This is a genomic window from Brevundimonas diminuta ATCC 11568 (assembly GCF_000204035.1).
GTDB classification, from domain to species: Bacteria; Pseudomonadota; Alphaproteobacteria; order Caulobacterales; family Caulobacteraceae; genus Brevundimonas; species Brevundimonas diminuta.
The window spans coordinates 2033802-2049141 of sequence record NZ_GL883086.1 but is presented as its reverse complement, the minus strand read 5'-3'; the positions used below and the strand labels follow the sequence as shown (position 1 = coordinate 2049141).

Here is a 15340-nt window from a genome sequence, read left to right as displayed (position 1 = left end):
CCTACGCCCGCAGCGCCGCCGACGCCGGCACCTCGGCCGAAGTGGCCGGCGCCCGGATGTTCGAGACCCAGCTGCTGCCGCGCATCAGCTCGGGCCAGTGGTACAAGAACGCCCAGGGCCAGTGGGTCCAGCGCTGAGCTGAGCCATGACATCGACCTCCAGAGGCGGGCGGCTGGTCCGGCTTCTGCGGTCGTTGCTCCTCGCCGTCGCCATATCGGCCGTCAGCACGCTTGGGCTGGCGGCCTATTGGCGTCTGATCGGCGGGGGCGAGATGAGCCTGCACGGCTGGATCGCCATGGGGCTGGGCGTGCTGGGCACGGTCGGCCTGGCCTGGGGGCTGATGGCCCTGGCCTTCCGCTCTGATCGCGACGGCTGGGACGATCAGGTCGACAATAGCTTCGACCCCGGCATCGAGAGCGCCGAGGACCGCAAGGACGACGACCTCTACTACTAAGGCTTCAGGCGGCGGCTTCCGCCTGGCCGGAGAGGGCGGGCAGGAACAGGCCGCGCGCCAGGGCGTCCACCACCGGCACGGCCACGGCGTCGCCCATCAGCTTCAGCGCCGCGCTTTCGCTGGCCGGCAGGCGATAGGCGTCGTCCACCCCCATCAGGCGGGCGGCCTCGCGCCCGGTCAGCCGACGCATGGCGACGCGGCCGCCGTCGACGATCACGACGTACTGGCGCGATGAACCGCCTGACGGCGTGCGCAGGCATCCGGCTAGACCGTCGAAGCGCATCTCCAGCCGTTGCAGCTTTTTTCCGTCCTTGGTTCGCACCCGGCGGAAGGCCGCGCCGACGCGGCGCTCGCCTGAGGCTTTGAGCGTCTCCAGCCGCGCCCGGTGCAGCGGCGACAGCATGGTCAGCAGAGTCTGCGTCTCCGCTTCGCTGAAACAGGGCGTCTCAGCTTCCAGAACGGTCGCCAGGTCGAGGTTGCGGCGCGGCGGAACGGCCAGCCGCCACCAGGCCCAGTTCGCCTTCGCCGCTTCGGGCAGGCGCTCCCAGGCGGAGATCAGGCGCGAGGAATGGAAGGGTTGGGCGGGGGCGGGCAGGCGCGGCCCCTCGACGCCCCGCATGGCGATGATGAACAGGCGCGGGCGCGACTGCGGCAGCCACAGCCCGGCGTCGATTTCCAGCGCGCCGACCGTATAGCCCGCCTCGGCCATGGCCCCGCACACAGCGGCGAAGTCCTGCCCTTCGCCCGAGGTCAGCAGGCCGACGACGTTCTCCAGCACGATGATGGGCGGGGCGCGGCCTTCGGCGTCCAAACCCTGCATCAGCTTCCAGAAGCCCCAGAAGGCGCCCGAGCGCTGGGCCTTCAGCCCGCCGCGCGCGCCCGCCAGGCTGACGTCCTGACACGGCGACGACGCCCAGCACAGGTCGGGCGCGCCCGGAACCTGATCCGGCGTCACCGCCCAGACGTCGGCGTGGATCAGCGAGGTCTCGGGGTGGTTGGCGCGAAAGGCGCGCGCCTTGGCCGCGTCGATGTCGTTGGCCAGAACGGTGCGGAAGCCGACGCCGTCCAGGTTCAGCCCCAGCCCCGCCAGACCGCCTCCCGCGAAGAATTCGCAGGCTGTGAAGGCGGCGCCTGCGTGTGCAATCGGGGCGGGGCGAATCGGCATGGGGGGACATTAACCCAGGCGAGCCGCTTTGGCGCCTGTCTTGACGGGGGGAGGGCAAACCGGGACTTTGGCCGCGAATTTTCAGAAAGGACCGCCATGCGCGTCGCCCTCCTCTCCGCCGCCGCCTTGTCCCTGACTCTGTCTTTGGCCCTGGCCGCCTGCTCGCAGCCCGCTGAAAAGGCGCCCGCGCCCGCCAAGGTCGAGCCGCGCGCCCTGGCGGGCGTCGATCTGGACCAGCCGGTGCGCGTGCTGGGAACCGAGCCCTTCTGGGCGGTGGAGATCAAGCCGGACGGCCTGACCTATTCCGGCGTCGACCGGGCCGAGCAGAAGGCCGCCAATCCCGGTCCGAGCCTGCAGGGCACGGTCGCCAGCTGGACCGCCAAGACCGAGGCCGGGACGGATCTGACCGTCACCCTGACGGCGACGGACTGCTCGGACGGCATGAGCGACCGCACCTATCCCCTGACCGCCAAGGTCGAGATCGGGGATGAGACCCTGACCGGCTGCGCCGCCGCCACGGCCGCCATCGAGAGGGCCGGGGAGAGCGGCCGCGTAGAGTAAGGCGAAGCTGGCGCCCGGCTTGCATTGAGCGCTGTTATGCGGCCGGGCTGTCCCCGGTCGGTTCACCGGCCAGGATGGTCCCATGACGCCCGTAGCGACGCCGATCGACATCCGTCCCCTGACTTCGCTCAGGTTCCTCGCGGCCCTGTGGGTCGTGGTCTATCTGATGTGGCCCAATCTGGCGGTCGGCGGCATGCCCGCCCTGGCGGCCAAGGGCTATCTGGGCGTCGAGCTCTTCTTCGTCCTGTCGGGCTTCATCCTCAGCCACGTCTATCTGCAGGCGTTCGGCGAGAAACGCTTCGGCTACAGGGGCTTCCTGTGGGCGCGCATCGCGCGGGTCTATCCGCTGCACCTGTTCACCCTCTTCGGCGTCATGGCCCTGGGGTTGGCGGCGACGGCGGCCGGCATGGCGATCGACGCCAGCATCCTCAGCTGGAAGACGCTGCTGCCCAACCTGCTGATGGTCCACGCCTGGGGGTTTGCGGGCGAGGCGGGCTGGAACCACCCGTCCTGGTCTATCTCGGCCGAATGGTTCGCCTATCTGACCTTCCCCGTCTTCGCCGCCGCAGCGTGGAAGTTGCGGAACCGGCCGTGGCTGGCGACAGGGGCGGCGGCGCTGTTCCTTGCCGCCCTCTATGTCGGTTTTGAGCGCGTCGCCGGCTATCGCCTGACCGAGGCGACCTTCAAATGGGGCGCTCTGCGGATCGTGCCGTGCTTCGCCTACGGCTGCGCCCTCTACCTGGTCTATCGCCGGGCGCCCTTGCCGCGCGCGGGCTTGCTGGCTCTGGCGGCGGCGGTCGTGATGGCGCTCAGCGCCTCGCTGATGAGCTGGGACGGGATCACCGTCCTGTCCGGCGGCCTGCTGATCCTGGCCTTGGCTAGCATTCCGGCGAACAAGGCGGGCGTTCTCGGCTCCGCTCCCGCAGTCTATCTCGGCGAGATCAGCTATGCGGTCTATATGCTGTGCGCCCCGTGGCAGATCCTGGCGGTCAATGTCGCGGCGCGCCTGACCGGAGCGGAAGACAAGCAGCTTCCTCTCGTATTGTGGCTGGCGGTCATCGCGGGCTTGATTGTCGCGGCGGCGATTGTTCACCAGCTGATCGAGCGCCCGGCCCGTCGTTTCCTGCGTGGATGGGCGGCGAAGCGGCGATCATCTGTGGATCAGCCGGGGAAACAGTCGGAAACAGTTCTTCAACATTCTGACCCTATCGTCTAAGGCTTGTCCGCATTCAGTCGGGAGCACGCCAGATGATGAAACGGCTCACAGCCGCCGCCCTTGCGGCGACCCTTGGCTTCTTCGCCTTCAGCACGACCCCGGCTCAGGCCGGCGACCCCTATTGGCAGTGCGTGACCTTCGCGCGCATGTTCTCGGGGATTCAGATCTTCGGCGACGCCTGGACCTGGTGGCGTCAGGCCGTCAGCAAGTTCCGCACCGGCGACGCGCCTGAGACCGGCTCGGTGCTGGTGTTCCAGCCCCACGGCCGCATGAGCGCCGGCCACGTCGCCGTCGTCTCCGACGTCCTGACCGACCGCGTGATCCGCGTCACTCACGCCAATTGGGGCGGCAGCCGCGGCAAGGTCGAGGAAAACGTCACCGTCGTGGACGTCTCGTCCTCGGGCGACTGGAGCCGGGTGAAGGTCTGGTACAACCCGATCAACGATCTGGGCACGACCGTCTATCCGACCTACGGCTTCATCTACAACAACGCCCGCGACGCCTTCGCCAACGGCCGTCAGATGGCCGCCACCGCCGTCGCCGACGACCGCGCCGCCAACTAGTTTCTCAAGTCAAAAAGGGTCTGGCCCCGCCCGGCTGATCGGGCGATAGCTGGCGCATGACCGAAGCAAACGACATCCGCGGACACGCGATCGAGACGGCCAAGCATGAGCCGCAGGGCGTGACCTACGCCGGCTATCTGGCGCTCGACGACATCCTGTCCGCCCAGAAGCCGCGCTCCGACCAGCATGACGAAATGCTGTTCGTCATCATCCACCAGACCAAGGAACTGTGGCTCAAGCAGATCCTGCACGAGGTGGCGCTGGCGCAGACGCTGGTGCGCGCAGGCGATCTTGTGCCCGCCTACAAGAGCCTGGCCCGCGTCAGCCGCATCCAGTCGGTGATGACCCAGAGCTGGGACATCCTGGCCACCATGACGCCCGCCGACTACCTGAAGTTCCGCGGCGACCTGGGCGCCAGTTCGGGTTTCCAGAGCGACCAGTTCCGTCGTCTGGAGACCATGCTGGGCCTGAAAGACCCGCGCTTCCTGCGCTTCCACGCCGAACGCCCTGACGCCCATGCGGCGCTGCAGGCGGCCCTGGAGGCGCCCAGCCTCTACGACGACGCCCTGCGTCAGCTGGCCAAGGCGGGCCTGCCCGTGCCGGAGGCCGTGCTCAACCGCGACGTCAGCCAGTCCTATGAGGCGAACGAGGGCGTCGAGGCCGCCTGGCTGGAGGTCTATCGCGACACCGAGCGCTGGTGGCCGCTGTACCAACTGGCCGAAAAGCTGGTCGATCTGGACGACGCCCTGCTGACGTGGCGGCACAAGCATGTGGTCACGGTCGAGCGCATCATCGGCCGTCGCCAGGGCACGGGCGGCACCGACGGCGTCGGCTATCTGGTCGAGACGCTGAAGCGCCGCTGCTTCCCCGAGCTGTGGTCGCTGCGCACCAAGCTGTGACGCTGGAAACCTTCGCCGCTGGCAGGGGTTTCTCTCTTGAGCAGCAACGGAGGTTTCCGATGAGCGGCAATAGCCACGACATCAAGACCCTCAACGGTTTGGTCGAGGGGCTGGTCGACAGCGCCGACGGCTATCATCAGGCGGCCGTGGAGGCGGCGGACGGCCCCTATCGCACCTGGTTCGAGGCGCGGGCGGCCGAGCGGCGTCGTCTGGCCGAGGCGTTCAAGGCGGCGGTGCGCGAACGCGGCGGATCGCCGGAGGAAGACGGCTCCATCCTGGCCAAGGCCCAGCGGGCCTTCATGGATGTGAAGCACGCCCTGCTGCGCAACGACGCCTCAGTGCTCGGTATGGTCGAAAGCGGCGAGGATCAGCTGAAGATGCGCTTTGAGCGCGCGCTGTCGGATGACGCCCTGTCGGCGACGACCAAGGAGACCATCCGCCGCGCCTATGACGAGGTCCGGGCGGGGCGCGGCCAACTGAGCGCCCTGAAACAGGGACTGGCGGGCTAGAGGCGCTCAAGCAGCGAGCCCCCGCGCGGCGAGTGTTTGCGCACTAGAGGTCAGATACTAAAAAGCCCCGGCGTCTCCGCCGGGGCTCTTGATCTTCAGCGCGAAGCCGAAGCCTGAAATCAGGCCTCGTCGCCGGCCTTCTCGGCCGTGCCGGTGGCCGGGACGGCGACCTTGCGGGCCGTCTGGCGCTCGGCGATACGGGCCGACTTACCGCGACGGTCGCGCAGGTAGTACAGCTTGGCGCGACGGACGACGCCGCGACGCTTCACTTCGATGGAGTCGACGTTCGGCGACAGGATCGGGAAGCGACGCTCCACGCCTTCACCGAAGGAAATCTTGCGGACCGTGAAGGTCTCGTTGATGCCGCCGCCGTCACGGGCGATGCAGACGCCTTCGAACGCCTGGATGCGTTCGCGCTCGCCTTCCTTGATGCGCACGTTGACGCGCAGGGTGTCGCCCGGCTGGAATTCGGGGATGGTCTTGCCTTCGAGCAGGCGGGCTTTTTCTTCGGCAGCGAGCTGCTGGACGATGTTCATAGTGTCTCTCCGGAGCTTATTTGCTCTTTAGCTGTAAGTTGGCGAGATGCCGCTCCCAGAGATCCGGGCGCCGCTCCCGCGTGGTCTTTTCCCTTTGCTCCTGGCGCCATTTGGCGATCTTCTTGTGATCGCCTGACAACAGGATCTCGGGGATGTCGTGGCCCTCGAACGTCCGCGGTCGCGTGTACTGCGGATGCTCAAGCAGGTCGTCCTCGAAGCTCTCGGTGGACAGGCTTTCCGCCGCACCCAGAACCCCCGGAACCAACCGGACGCACGCCTCGATCGCCACCATGGCCGCCGCCTCGCCGCCGGCGAGCACCGCGTCCCCGACGGAGACCTCCTCGAACCCCCGGGCGTCGAGCACCCGTTGGTCCACCCCCTCGAAACGGCCGCACAGCACGACGATGCCGTCGGCCTTGGCCCATTCCGTCACTCGCGCCTGCGTCAGGGGTCGACCGCGTGCGCTCATGTACAAAAGCGGCCTAGGCGGGCCTTCCAGGCTGTCGAGAGCCCTGGCCACCACGTCCGCTTTCAGCACCTGACCAGGACCGCCGCCCGCAGGGGTGTCGTCCAGGAAGCCGCGCTTATCTTCGGAAAACGCGCGAATGTCCAGCGTCTGCAAGTCCCACAGCCCCTTCTCGCGCCAGGCGGCGCCGATCAGCGACACCCCCAGCGGTCCGGGAAAGGCCTCGGGGAACATGGTCAGGACGGTGGCGGTAAAGGGCATGGGCAGCCTCCTAGCCCTTCTCCCCTCGGGGGAGAAGGTGTCATGCGTCAGCATGACGGATGAGGGGGCGGGCGGATGAAGGCGAGACGTCAGCCGCGCGTGCGCTGAAACCTCCTTCTCATCCGAGCGCCTCCGGCGCCCACCTTCTCCCCCGGAGAGGAGAAGGAAGACTTAGTTGGGCGCGCCGCCGCCCTTGGCGATCCAGGCGTCGACCAGGTCGCCCAGAACGTCCAGCGGCACGGCGCCCGATCCCAGGACCACGGTGTGGAAGTCCTTGATGTCGAACTTGTCGCCCAGCGCCGCCTCGGCCTTGGCGCGCAGTTCCTCGATCTTCAGCTCGCCGATCTTGTAGCTGGTCGCCTGGCCGGGGTTGGTGATGTAGCGCTCGACCTCCTTCTGGATGTCGCGCTCGGACAGCAGGGAGTTGTGGCGGAAGTAGTCCATCGCCTGCTCACGGCTCCAGCGCTTGGCGTGCAGGCCGGTGTCGGTCACCAGACGCACCGCGCGCCACAGCTCGGTCGAGAGGCGGCCGAAGTCGGAATAGGGATCCTGATAGAAGCCCATCTCCTTGCCCAGGCGCTCGGAATACAGACCCCAGCCTTCGGAATAGGCGCCGTAGCCGCCGAAGCGGCGGAAGCTGGGCAGGTGCTCCATCTCCTGCGCATAGGCGATCTGGAAGTGGTGGCCCGGCGCGCCCTCGTGATAGCTGATGCCCTCGATCTGGGGCTTCAGCACCTGGGTCATGTCCGACAGGTTGACGTAGTAGATGCCGGGGCGCGAGCCGTCCGGTGCAGGCGAGTTGTAGAAGGCGATGGAGGCCGTCGCCTCACGGAACGGCTCGACCGCGCGGACCTCCAGCGGGGCCTTGGGCAGGTTGGAGAACCACTGCGGCGCTACGGCCATGACCTGGGCCACAAAGGCGCGGGCGTCGGTCAGATAGGCTTCCTTGCCTTCCGGCGTGTTCGGATACTGGAACTGCGGATCGGTTTTCAGGAAGGCGAAGAAGTCCTGCAGCGAGCCGGTGAAGCCGACCTGGGTCTTGATCGTCTCCATGTCGCGCTGGATGCGGGCGACCTCGTCCAGGCCGATCTGATGGATATGGTCGGCGGTCAGGTCGGTGGTGGTCGAGAGCTGCAGGCGCGCGTTGTAATAGGCCTCGCCCTGCGGCAGGCGCCAGACGCCCGCGTCGCTGTCGGCCTGGGTCTGCACCTGGCCGAGCGCCGCCAGAACCGTGTCGAAGCCGCGCTTGTAGGGGCCGGTCAGGGCCGTGCGGGCCGAGGCCAGCAGGCGGTCCTTGGTCGCCTGATCGGCGTCGAGGGCGGCGATCTTCTTCTGGAAGTCGGCCCAGACCGGGTTGTCGGCGCCGCCGTCGAACGGGGCGCCGGCGATCACCGCGCGGGTGTTGTCGATCGAGGGCTCGAAGACGAAGCGCGGCGAGACCACGCCCTTGCCGGCGCGCGCCGTCAGGGTGTCGGCCACCTGGCCCATGTAGCGCTCGGCGGCGTTCAGGCGGGCGACATAGGCCTCGGCGTCCGAGACGCTGCCGATGCGGTGGTTGTTGATCAGGAAGACCGGCAGGCTGGTGGTCGGGTTGCCGTTGGCGGCGAACTGGAAGCCCCAGTCGCGCCACTGGTTCGACAGGCGCGCCTGCTGCACGCCGTGTTCGAACAGGCGCCAGGATAGGCGGCTCTGCTCGCTCAGCTTGGCCGGGTCGAACTGGGCCTTCATTTGCGCCAGCTGGGCTTCCTGCAGGGCCAGCGAGCGTTCGGCGGCGGCGTCGGAGACGTCGTCCAGCTTGTCATAGTCGGTCTTGCGGCCCAGCGAGGTCATGCGCTGGGGGCTCAGCGCCACGCGCGCTTCGAAGGCCTGTTCGAAGAAGGCGTTGAGCCGGGCGTCTTCGTTTTGGGCCTGGGCGGTTGTCGAGGCCGGCGCGGCCCCCTCTGCCATGGCGGCGGGCGCGGCGGCGCAAAGCGCCAGGACGGCGGCGGATGAAATCAGAAGACGACGCATGAGAAAGACCCCCCTCGGTACAACAAGGGCGGCACTGTTCCCCGAAGCGCCGCCGCAGGCAAGCCGCGGCGGCCAGGGTTCTGTTGCGATCAGGCGCCGCGCAGGTCGGTGATCGTGCGGCCCGGCGCGATCTGTTCGGCGTCGGTGATCAGGTGGACCAGGGCGGGACGGCCGCTCGCCGCCGCCTCGCGCGCCGCCGCCAGGGCCGCCGGGAAGTCGCCGGTCGTCTCGCAGCGTATGGCGAAGGCGCCGAAGGCCTCGGCGAACTTCACGAAGTCGGGGTTCTTCAGGTCGGTGGCGATGACGCGGGTCGGGTATTCCCGCTCCTGGTGCATGCGGATGGTGCCGAAGGTTCCGTTGTCCACGACCACGACGACGACGCCGAGGCCGTATTGGGCGGCGGTCGCCATCTCATTGGCGCTCATCATGAAGTCGCCGTCGCCGGCGATGCAGACCACTTCGCGCGACGGATGGACCGCCTTGGCCCCCAGCGCCGCCGGATAGCCATAGCCCATGGCGCCCGATGTCGGGGCCAACTGGGTGCGGCGGGCCTGGTGGCGGTGGAAGCGGTGCAGCCAGGCGGCGAAGTTCCCCGCGCCGTTGGTCAGGATGGCGTCCTCGGGCAGGGCCTGCGCCAGATGGGCGATGACCTCGCTCATATTGACCGCGCTCTTGACCTCGATGGGCGAGGAGAAGGCGAGGAAGTCTGCATGGGCCGCCGCGCCCTGTTCGGTCCAGACGCGGCTCGGCTCGATGGCCGACAGGGCCAGGGCCGCCAGCGAGTTGTCCGCCGCCGCTGACAGGGCGGGCGCCCAGACGCGGCCTAGCTCTTCCGGCCCCGGATGGATGTGGATCAGGCTTTCGGCCGTCTTCGTTCGGTCCAGCAGGGTGTAGCCCTGGGTCGGGTTTTCGCCCATGCGCGCGCCGATCACCAGCAGCAGGTCGGCGTCCTTGACCCGCGCCACCAGCTTGGGGTTGGGCCCCAGGCCGAGGTCGCCCGCATAGCCGGGGTGGTCGTTGCGGATCAGATCCTTGCGGCGGAAGGACAGGGCGATCGGCAGGCCCAGGCGTTCGGCCCAGCCGGAGATCGCGTCCGTCGCCTCATCGCTCCAGCCGGAGCCGCCCAAGATCAGCATCGGGCGTTCGGCGCGCGACAGGCGCTCGCGCACCTGTTCGACGAAGGCCGGGTCCAGGGCCGCCCTGGCCGGGACGACGGGGCGGATGGGCGAGGGGCCGCCGTCCTCGTGCAGGATATTCTCGGGCAGGGCGACGACCACCGGGCCCATGCGGCCTTGCTGGGCCGTGGCGAAGGCGCGCTCGACCACTTCCACCGTGCGCTCCGGGCTCTCGATCTCGGTCGCCCATTTGGCCAGGCCGCCGAACACTTCGCGGTAGTCGACTTCCTGAAAGGCGCCGCGGCCGCGGTCGGTCAGGGCGATCTGACCGACGAACATGATCATCGGCGTCGAATCCTGATGCGCCGTATGCACGCCGATCGAGGCGTGGGTGGCGCCCGGTCCGCGCGTGACCATGCAGACGCCCGGCTTTCCGGTCAGCTTGCCGTAGGCTTCGGCCATGTTGGCGGCGCCGGCCTCGTGGCGGCAGACGATGACCTCGATCTGGTCTCGCACGTCGGCCAGGGCGTCGAGCACGGCGAGATAGCTCTCGCCCGGCACGCAGAAGACCTTGTCGACCCCGTTCATCACCAGGGTTTCGACCAAACGGCGGGCGGCGGTTCCGGAAGCTTGCGTCATGCTTTCGCCGTTAGCAGATTGAAGGATGAATTGGCCATGCAACCTTATGGTCAAGCTTCACGTTGAAGCGCCAAATCGATCCATGGGGATGTCATCATGCGCAAGCTCATCGTTCTCGGCGTCATCGCCGCCGCCCTGACCACCGCCGCCTGCAACACGGTGTCGGGCATCGGCCGCGACCTGTCCGCCGCCGGTCAGGCCGTCACCTCGGGCTCGGAGCGCGCCAAGAGCTGACGTCAGGCGAAGGCGCGAGGCGTTGCCTTGTTTTGCCTTTTCGCCACAAATCCGCAGACGAAGTCCATCATTCTGACGGCGCAATCGGAGGAATTGAGATGGGACTTCTGGACAATATCCTGGGCGGCCTCGGCGATGACGCCGCCGGCGGCCTGGCCGACCTGCTGAAAGGGCAGGGCGGCGTGGCGGGACTGGCCGAAAAGTTCGGTCAGAACGGCCTGGGCGACGTGGCGGCCTCATGGATCGGCAAGGGCGGCAACGCCGCGATCTCGCCGGAGCAGATCGCCGCCGTCATCGGCTCGGGCCCGATCGCCGACTTCGCCCAGAAGCTGGGCATTTCGCCGGAACAGGCCAGCGAGACCCTGGCGGGCCTGCTGCCGGAAGCGGTCGATCGCCTGACGCCGGGCGGCTCCGTCGACGGCGCCGACGACATGCTGGGCGGCCTGCTCGACAACCTGCCGGGCGGCCTCGGCGGCGCGCTGGGCGGCCTGTTCAAGCGCTAAGGCTTGGCGCTAGGCTTCGGCCTCATAGGTGACGCCCGTCAGATAAAGCCCGTCTGACGGCGCCACCGGGCCGCACCGCGCGCGGTCCCTGGCTTCGAGCGCATCGGCCAGGTCGGCAGGGCGCCAGCGACCCAGGCCGACCTCGGCGATGCTGCCCGCCATCGAGCGCACCTGCCGATGCAGGAAGCTGCGCGCCTCGAACACCAGATGCACCTCTTCGCCGACGCGGGAGACGCGGGCCACGTCCAGCGTCTTGATCGGACTGGCCGACTGACAGGCGGCGTCGCGGAAGGTGGTGAAGTCGTGCAGTCCGATCAGGGCCTGCGCCGCCGCATGCATGGCTTCGGCGTCCAGCGGCTTCCTGACGTGCCAGACCCGGCCTCGATCCAGCGCCGGACGGCCGGGCCGGTTCAGGATGCGATACAGGTATTTGCGCCCATTGGCGGTGAAGCGGGCGTGCCAGTCGTCGCTGACCGGCGTGCAGTCCAGCACCGCCACGGCCTCCTTCACCAGATGGGCGTTCAGGGCGTTCATCACCGTCTGCGCCGGCCAGTCGCGCTCCAGATCGACATGGCAGGTCTGGCCCGTGGCGTGGACGCCTGTGTCGGTGCGCCCGGCGGCGGCGATCCGCACGGCCTGGCCGCTGAAGGCGGTGATCGCCGTCTCGATGGCGCCCTGCACGGTCGGCTGGCCGAGCTGGGCCTGAAAACCGTTGTAGGCCGAGCCGTCGTATTCAACTGTGAAACGATACCGGGGCATTAGCCTTGGGGGCCGCGATCAGAAGGCTCCGCCTTCTCGACCTGACGCGGCCCGTCCAGCATGGCGCCGGCTGGAACCGGAAAGCCCCGCAGCATCTCGTCGGCCGGTTGCGCCGCCTTGCCGGGGCGCTGCACGCGGGTCAGGCGCACGGCGCCGGTTCCGCAGGCGATCGTCAGGGCGTCGTCCAGCACCTGACCGGGCGTCCCCTGTCCTTCGGCCAGAACCGACATCAGGGCCTTGATGCGGACGGGCTCGCCGTCAGCCTCGACCTCGAACCAGGCGCCGGGGAAGGGCGACAGGCCGCGGATGTGGGCGTCCACCTCTGCGGCCGGGCGGGTCCAGTCGATACGCGCCTCGGCCGAAGTGATCTTCTTGGCGTAGGTCGGCTCGCCCGCCTGCTGCGTCTCGGTGAAGCCGCCGCGCTCGATGGCGGCCAGCGCGCGGGGCCACAGGGCGGCGCCGACATGGGCCATGCGGTCGCCCAGAGAGGCGGCCGTGTCGTCGGCGTGGATGTCCATTAGTTCGGACAGGATGATGGCGCCTTCGTCCAGCCCCTCGCTCATCCGCATGATCTGGGCGCCGGTCTGGCGGTCCCCGGCCATGATGGCGCGCTGGATCGGGGCGGCCCCGCGCCAGCGCGGCAGCAGCGACCCGTGCAGGTTGAAGCAGCCCAGACGCGGCGCCTCCAGCACTTCAGGCTTCAGGATCTGGCCGTAGGCGACGACGCAGGCCGCGTCGAGGTCCAGGCTCTTGAAGACGTCGATGGCCTCCGGCGACTTCATACTCTCAGGCGTGAAGACCGGCAGGCCCATGGCCTCGGCGAAGGCGTGAACCGGCGACGGCGTCAGCTTCTGACCCCGGCCCTTGGGGCGCGGCGGTTGCGAATAGACGGCGACGATCTCGTGCCCCGAGGCGATCAACTCGGCCAGGGACGGCACGGCGAAGTCGGGGGTTCCCATGAAGGCTAGGCGCATGGGCAGGCCTTTAGACCGTGGGGCCGATTACATCCAGCGGGTATAGACGCCGCCGCCCTCGTCCCACTCGCCGCCCGCGTCCAGGGCGTCGTCGAAATCGAGCAGACGGTCGATGACCAGACCGGCCACCACGCCGACGGCGGCGACGGCCAGCAAGGTCGCGACGCTGGCGACGCCGACCTTTTCGTTGCGGGTCAGGCGGCGACGGCCGCGCTGGTCGATGATGCGGGTCTTGCGAGCCATCAGGCGGCCATCCTCGCGTGTTTCTTGACCTTGGAGACCGCTCGGTCGCGACGCAGGCGCGACAGGTGGTCGATGAACAGCACGCCGTTCAGGTGGTCCAGCTCGTGCTGGAAGCAGACGGCGTACAGGCCCTCGATCTCTTCCTCGATCGTCTCGCCCTGATAGTTCATGTAGCGCACGCGCACGCGGGCGGGGCGCTCGACCGAGTCGTAATAGGTCGGCACCGACAGGCAGCCTTCCTCGTAGGAGAACATCTCTTCGGACGACCACAGGATTTCCGGGTTGACGAAGAAGCGTGGGTTGCGGCGCTCCAGCGCCTCTTCCTCGGTCTGCGGCTCGTCAGAGGCGCCCTCGACCGGCTTGTCGCCCAGGTCCATGACGACCACGCGGGTCAGCTCGCCGATCTGGGGCGCGGCCAGCCCGATGCCCGGCGCGTCGTACATCGTCTCCAGCATGTCATCCATGAGGGCGCGCACGGCGTCGGTGACGCCGCCTTCGACGGGCGCGGCGACGGTCTTCAGGATCGCCAGATCGGCGGCGTTATCGATAGTCAGGATACGACGAATGGCCATGCGGGGGAGGTAGGGCCGCCGCCCCCGAACGTCAAGAATTACCGACCGTGGCGCTCGGACTTCTCGGCCGGCTTCAGGCGGGCGGCACTTCGCGCGGCTTGCGCTCCTGGTCGATGGCCACATAGGTGAAGACGCCCTCGGTCACGCGGACCGATTGGGCCTCGGCCTGGCCGCGGGCGCGCTTCCACGCCTCGACATGGACGCGGATCGACGTGCGGCCCGTGCGGATGATCTTGGCGTAGATGGAGACTTCGTCGCCGACCGACACCGGCTGGTGGAAGACCATGCCGTCGAGGGCCACGGTGGCGCAGCGGCCGCCCGCGCGCTCGAACGCCGGGGTCGCCCCGGCCAGGTCCATCTGCGCCAGCAGCCAGCCGCCGAAGATGTCGCCTTCCGGATTGGTGTCGGCGGGCATGGCGATGACGCGGCCGACGGGCTGGCCCTCGGGCAGGGTGGCGGCGGTTTTGTCGACGTCGGACACGGATGACCTCTTGGGCGGCTCTATCGAGGTCGGTTCATGCGCTGGTGCGCGGTCAGGTGCAAGTCGTTCTCGATAGCCTAGTTTGGGACGGCCGCTTTCAGCCTTGTCACGGCGCGGACCAGTTCGGCTTCGTCCAGGCTGGCGAAACCGATGCGGAAGGCGTTGCGGCCTAGGCCGGGCTGGAGTTGAAGCTGGCCGCCGTGCGTCAGGATCAGGCCGGATCGCTCGGCCTCGGCGGCCCAGGCGGCGGCGTCGATGTCCGGGTTCACGCGCAGCCACAGCGCCAGCCCGCCCGCCGGCTTGTCGAAGGCGACCGCATCGCCCAGCCGGGCGGCGATCTCGGCGCACAATAGATCGCGGCGCTGTTCATAGATCTTGCGCGCCTTGCGGGCGTGGCGGCCCAACTCTCCGTCGTCGATCAGCCGCGCCAGCGCCCGTTCCAGCGGCAGGTCGCCCTGACGGTCGATGGCCTCGCGTCGCGCGGTCATGGCCTGGATCAGGTCCGGCGCGCCTGTCGCATAGCCGATGCGGACCACGGGCGAGAGCAGTTTGGACACCGAACCGATATGGATGATGCGGTTCCCGTCCTGGCCCTGGCTCCTGCCTAGGGCGCGGGCGGCCAGGGGCAGGACCGGGCGGCCCTCGAAGCGGTATTCATGATCATAGTCGTCCTCGATCAGGATCAGGCCGTGGCGACGCGCCATCTCCAGCAGGCGCAGGCGTCGTCCGGCGCCCAGGGTGACGGTGGTCGGGAACTGATGATGGGGCGTGACATAGACGGCGCGGATGGTCGGGTCGCGGGCGAGCAGCGCCTCCAGACGTTCGACGTCCAGGCCTTGAGCATCGACCGGGGCGCTGACCACCCTGGCCCCGGCCGCGCGAAACGCCTTCCACGCCAGCGGATAGCCGGGATCTTCGACGGCGATGGCGTCGCCGGGATTCAGGACGGCGGCGGCCAGAAACAGGGCCATCTGGCTGCCGCGCGTGACCAGGATGTCGTCTGCGCCGATGGTCAGGCCGCGCTCGGTCGACAGATAGCGGGCCAACGCCGTTCGCAGCGAGGGCGCGCCGCGCGGGTCGCCGTATCCGGACAGCGACTTCAGTTCGGCGCCGGTCAGCGAGCGGCGGAAGGCCCTGGCCAGCTCCAGCCCCGGCATCAGGCGCGCATCGGGCGCTCCGT

General features: G+C 68.7%; 19 protein-coding genes. 8 read left to right on the top strand and 11 right to left on the bottom strand.

Going from position 1 to position 15340, the window contains the following annotated elements:
* The first annotated feature begins 145 nt into the window (after positions 1 to 145).
* Positions 146 to 454, top strand: coding sequence for a hypothetical protein (locus tag BDIM_RS13795; protein WP_040346239.1), 309 nt, complete (start codon positions 146 to 148; stop codon positions 452 to 454).
* A gap of 4 nt (positions 455 to 458) precedes the next feature.
* Here BDIM_RS13795 and BDIM_RS13790 read toward each other — a convergent pair whose 3' ends face one another.
* Positions 459 to 1619, bottom strand: coding sequence for a DNA cytosine methyltransferase (locus tag BDIM_RS13790; RefSeq protein ID WP_050796733.1), 1161 nt, complete (start codon positions 1617 to 1619; stop codon positions 459 to 461).
* A 96-nt stretch (positions 1620 to 1715) separates the two neighbouring features.
* On the opposite strand from BDIM_RS13790, the gene BDIM_RS13785 reads away from it, so the two are divergent.
* From BDIM_RS13785 to BDIM_RS13765, 5 genes are all read left to right on the top strand, one after another.
* A complete protein-coding gene (locus BDIM_RS13785) occupies positions 1716 to 2180 on the top strand; it encodes a COG3650 family protein (protein ID WP_040346237.1) in 465 nt (154 codons plus the stop codon).
* An 82-nt stretch (positions 2181 to 2262) separates the two neighbouring features.
* Positions 2263 to 3396: an acyltransferase family protein gene (locus BDIM_RS13780; RefSeq protein WP_003166216.1), complete on the top strand. Its 1134-nt coding sequence runs from the start codon at positions 2263 to 2265 to the stop codon at positions 3394 to 3396.
* A gap of 32 nt (positions 3397 to 3428) precedes the next feature.
* Complete coding sequence (locus tag BDIM_RS13775) at positions 3429 to 3959, top strand: CHAP domain-containing protein (protein WP_003166215.1); 531 nt, start codon at positions 3429 to 3431, stop codon at positions 3957 to 3959.
* Positions 3960 to 4015: 56 nt separating this feature from the next.
* Entirely contained in the window at positions 4016 to 4858 is an 843-nt protein-coding gene (locus BDIM_RS13770) for a tryptophan 2,3-dioxygenase (RefSeq protein WP_003166213.1), read from the top strand.
* Positions 4859 to 4917: 59 nt separating this feature from the next.
* Entirely contained in the window at positions 4918 to 5367 is a 450-nt protein-coding gene (locus BDIM_RS13765) for a PA2169 family four-helix-bundle protein (protein WP_040346234.1), read from the top strand.
* Positions 5368 to 5486: 119 nt separating this feature from the next.
* Here BDIM_RS13765 and rplS read toward each other — a convergent pair whose 3' ends face one another.
* The 4 genes from rplS to BDIM_RS13745 form a co-directional block, all read right to left on the bottom strand.
* On the bottom strand, positions 5487 to 5903 hold the full coding sequence (rplS, locus tag BDIM_RS13760) for a 50S ribosomal protein L19 (RefSeq protein WP_003166211.1): 417 nt from the start codon (positions 5901 to 5903) through the stop codon (positions 5487 to 5489).
* 16 nt (positions 5904 to 5919) lie between these two features.
* Positions 5920 to 6630, bottom strand: a complete 711-nt coding sequence (gene trmD / locus BDIM_RS13755) for a tRNA (guanosine(37)-N1)-methyltransferase TrmD (RefSeq protein WP_003166210.1) — start codon at positions 6628 to 6630, stop codon at positions 5920 to 5922.
* 171 nt (positions 6631 to 6801) lie between these two features.
* A complete protein-coding gene (locus BDIM_RS13750; RefSeq protein ID WP_003166209.1) occupies positions 6802 to 8640 on the bottom strand; it encodes a DUF885 domain-containing protein in 1839 nt (612 codons plus the stop codon).
* 89 nt (positions 8641 to 8729) lie between these two features.
* Positions 8730 to 10394 carry a thiamine pyrophosphate-binding protein gene (locus tag BDIM_RS13745; protein ID WP_040346231.1) on the bottom strand — a complete coding sequence of 555 codons (1665 nt, stop codon included), beginning with the start codon at positions 10392 to 10394 and terminating at the stop codon, positions 8730 to 8732.
* A 96-nt stretch (positions 10395 to 10490) separates the two neighbouring features.
* Between BDIM_RS13745 and BDIM_RS13740 the strand changes: the two genes are divergently transcribed.
* Both BDIM_RS13740 and BDIM_RS13735 read left to right on the top strand, forming a co-directional pair.
* Positions 10491 to 10628, top strand: coding sequence for an entericidin A/B family lipoprotein (locus tag BDIM_RS13740; RefSeq protein WP_003166208.1), 138 nt, complete (start codon positions 10491 to 10493; stop codon positions 10626 to 10628).
* A 32-nt stretch (positions 10629 to 10660) separates the two neighbouring features.
* Complete coding sequence (locus tag BDIM_RS13735; RefSeq protein WP_256974069.1) at positions 10661 to 11131, top strand: YidB family protein; 471 nt, start codon at positions 10661 to 10663, stop codon at positions 11129 to 11131.
* A gap of 9 nt (positions 11132 to 11140) precedes the next feature.
* On the opposite strand, the gene truA is transcribed toward BDIM_RS13735, so the two are convergent.
* The 6 genes from truA to BDIM_RS13705 form a co-directional block, all read right to left on the bottom strand.
* A complete protein-coding gene (gene truA / locus BDIM_RS13730) occupies positions 11141 to 11890 on the bottom strand; it encodes a tRNA pseudouridine(38-40) synthase TruA (RefSeq protein WP_003166206.1) in 750 nt (249 codons plus the stop codon).
* Positions 11890 to 12864, bottom strand: coding sequence for a methionyl-tRNA formyltransferase (gene fmt, locus BDIM_RS13725; protein ID WP_003166204.1), 975 nt, complete (start codon positions 12862 to 12864; stop codon positions 11890 to 11892). The genes truA and fmt overlap by 1 nt, the downstream gene beginning before the upstream one ends.
* A 27-nt stretch (positions 12865 to 12891) precedes the next feature.
* The gene (locus tag BDIM_RS13720) at positions 12892 to 13107 is read right to left on the bottom strand and encodes a hypothetical protein (protein WP_003166203.1); all 216 of its coding nucleotides are present in this window, start codon (positions 13105 to 13107) and stop codon (positions 12892 to 12894) included.
* Complete coding sequence (gene def / locus BDIM_RS13715) at positions 13107 to 13679, bottom strand: peptide deformylase (RefSeq protein WP_003166200.1); 573 nt, start codon at positions 13677 to 13679, stop codon at positions 13107 to 13109. The genes BDIM_RS13720 and def overlap by 1 nt, the downstream gene beginning before the upstream one ends.
* 73 nt (positions 13680 to 13752) lie before the next feature.
* On the bottom strand, positions 13753 to 14160 hold the full coding sequence (locus BDIM_RS13710; protein ID WP_003166199.1) for an acyl-CoA thioesterase: 408 nt from the start codon (positions 14158 to 14160) through the stop codon (positions 13753 to 13755).
* Between the two features lie 77 nt (positions 14161 to 14237).
* A partial coding sequence (locus tag BDIM_RS13705; RefSeq protein WP_040346227.1) for an aminotransferase-like domain-containing protein occupies positions 14238 to 15340 on the bottom strand: 1103 nt, incomplete at its 5' end.

Bases quoted from the DNA above. Each gene is read 5' to 3' on its own strand.
- BDIM_RS13795 (WP_040346239.1), top strand. From the start codon at position 146: ATGACATCGACCTCCAGAGGCGGGCGGCTGGTCCGGCTTCTGCGGTCG.
- BDIM_RS13790 (WP_050796733.1), bottom strand. From the start codon at position 1,619: ATGCCGATTCGCCCCGCCCCGATTGCACACGCAGGCGCCGCCTTCACA.
- BDIM_RS13785 (WP_040346237.1), top strand. From the start codon at position 1,716: ATGCGCGTCGCCCTCCTCTCCGCCGCCGCCTTGTCCCTGACTCTGTCT.
- BDIM_RS13780 (WP_003166216.1), top strand. From the start codon at position 2,263: ATGACGCCCGTAGCGACGCCGATCGACATCCGTCCCCTGACTTCGCTC.
- BDIM_RS13775 (WP_003166215.1), top strand. From the start codon at position 3,429: ATGATGAAACGGCTCACAGCCGCCGCCCTTGCGGCGACCCTTGGCTTC.
- BDIM_RS13770 (WP_003166213.1), top strand. From the start codon at position 4,016: ATGACCGAAGCAAACGACATCCGCGGACACGCGATCGAGACGGCCAAG.
- BDIM_RS13765 (WP_040346234.1), top strand. From the start codon at position 4,918: ATGAGCGGCAATAGCCACGACATCAAGACCCTCAACGGTTTGGTCGAG.
- rplS (WP_003166211.1), bottom strand. From the start codon at position 5,903: ATGAACATCGTCCAGCAGCTCGCTGCCGAAGAAAAAGCCCGCCTGCTC.
- trmD (WP_003166210.1), bottom strand. From the start codon at position 6,630: ATGCCCTTTACCGCCACCGTCCTGACCATGTTCCCCGAGGCCTTTCCC.
- BDIM_RS13750 (WP_003166209.1), bottom strand. From the start codon at position 8,640: ATGCGTCGTCTTCTGATTTCATCCGCCGCCGTCCTGGCGCTTTGCGCC.
- BDIM_RS13745 (WP_040346231.1), bottom strand. From the start codon at position 10,394: ATGACGCAAGCTTCCGGAACCGCCGCCCGCCGTTTGGTCGAAACCCTG.
- BDIM_RS13740 (WP_003166208.1), top strand. From the start codon at position 10,491: ATGCGCAAGCTCATCGTTCTCGGCGTCATCGCCGCCGCCCTGACCACC.
- truA (WP_003166206.1), bottom strand. From the start codon at position 11,890: ATGCCCCGGTATCGTTTCACAGTTGAATACGACGGCTCGGCCTACAAC.
- fmt (WP_003166204.1), bottom strand. From the start codon at position 12,864: ATGCGCCTAGCCTTCATGGGAACCCCCGACTTCGCCGTGCCGTCCCTG.
- BDIM_RS13720 (WP_003166203.1), bottom strand. From the start codon at position 13,107: ATGGCTCGCAAGACCCGCATCATCGACCAGCGCGGCCGTCGCCGCCTG.
- def (WP_003166200.1), bottom strand. From the start codon at position 13,679: ATGGCCATTCGTCGTATCCTGACTATCGATAACGCCGCCGATCTGGCG.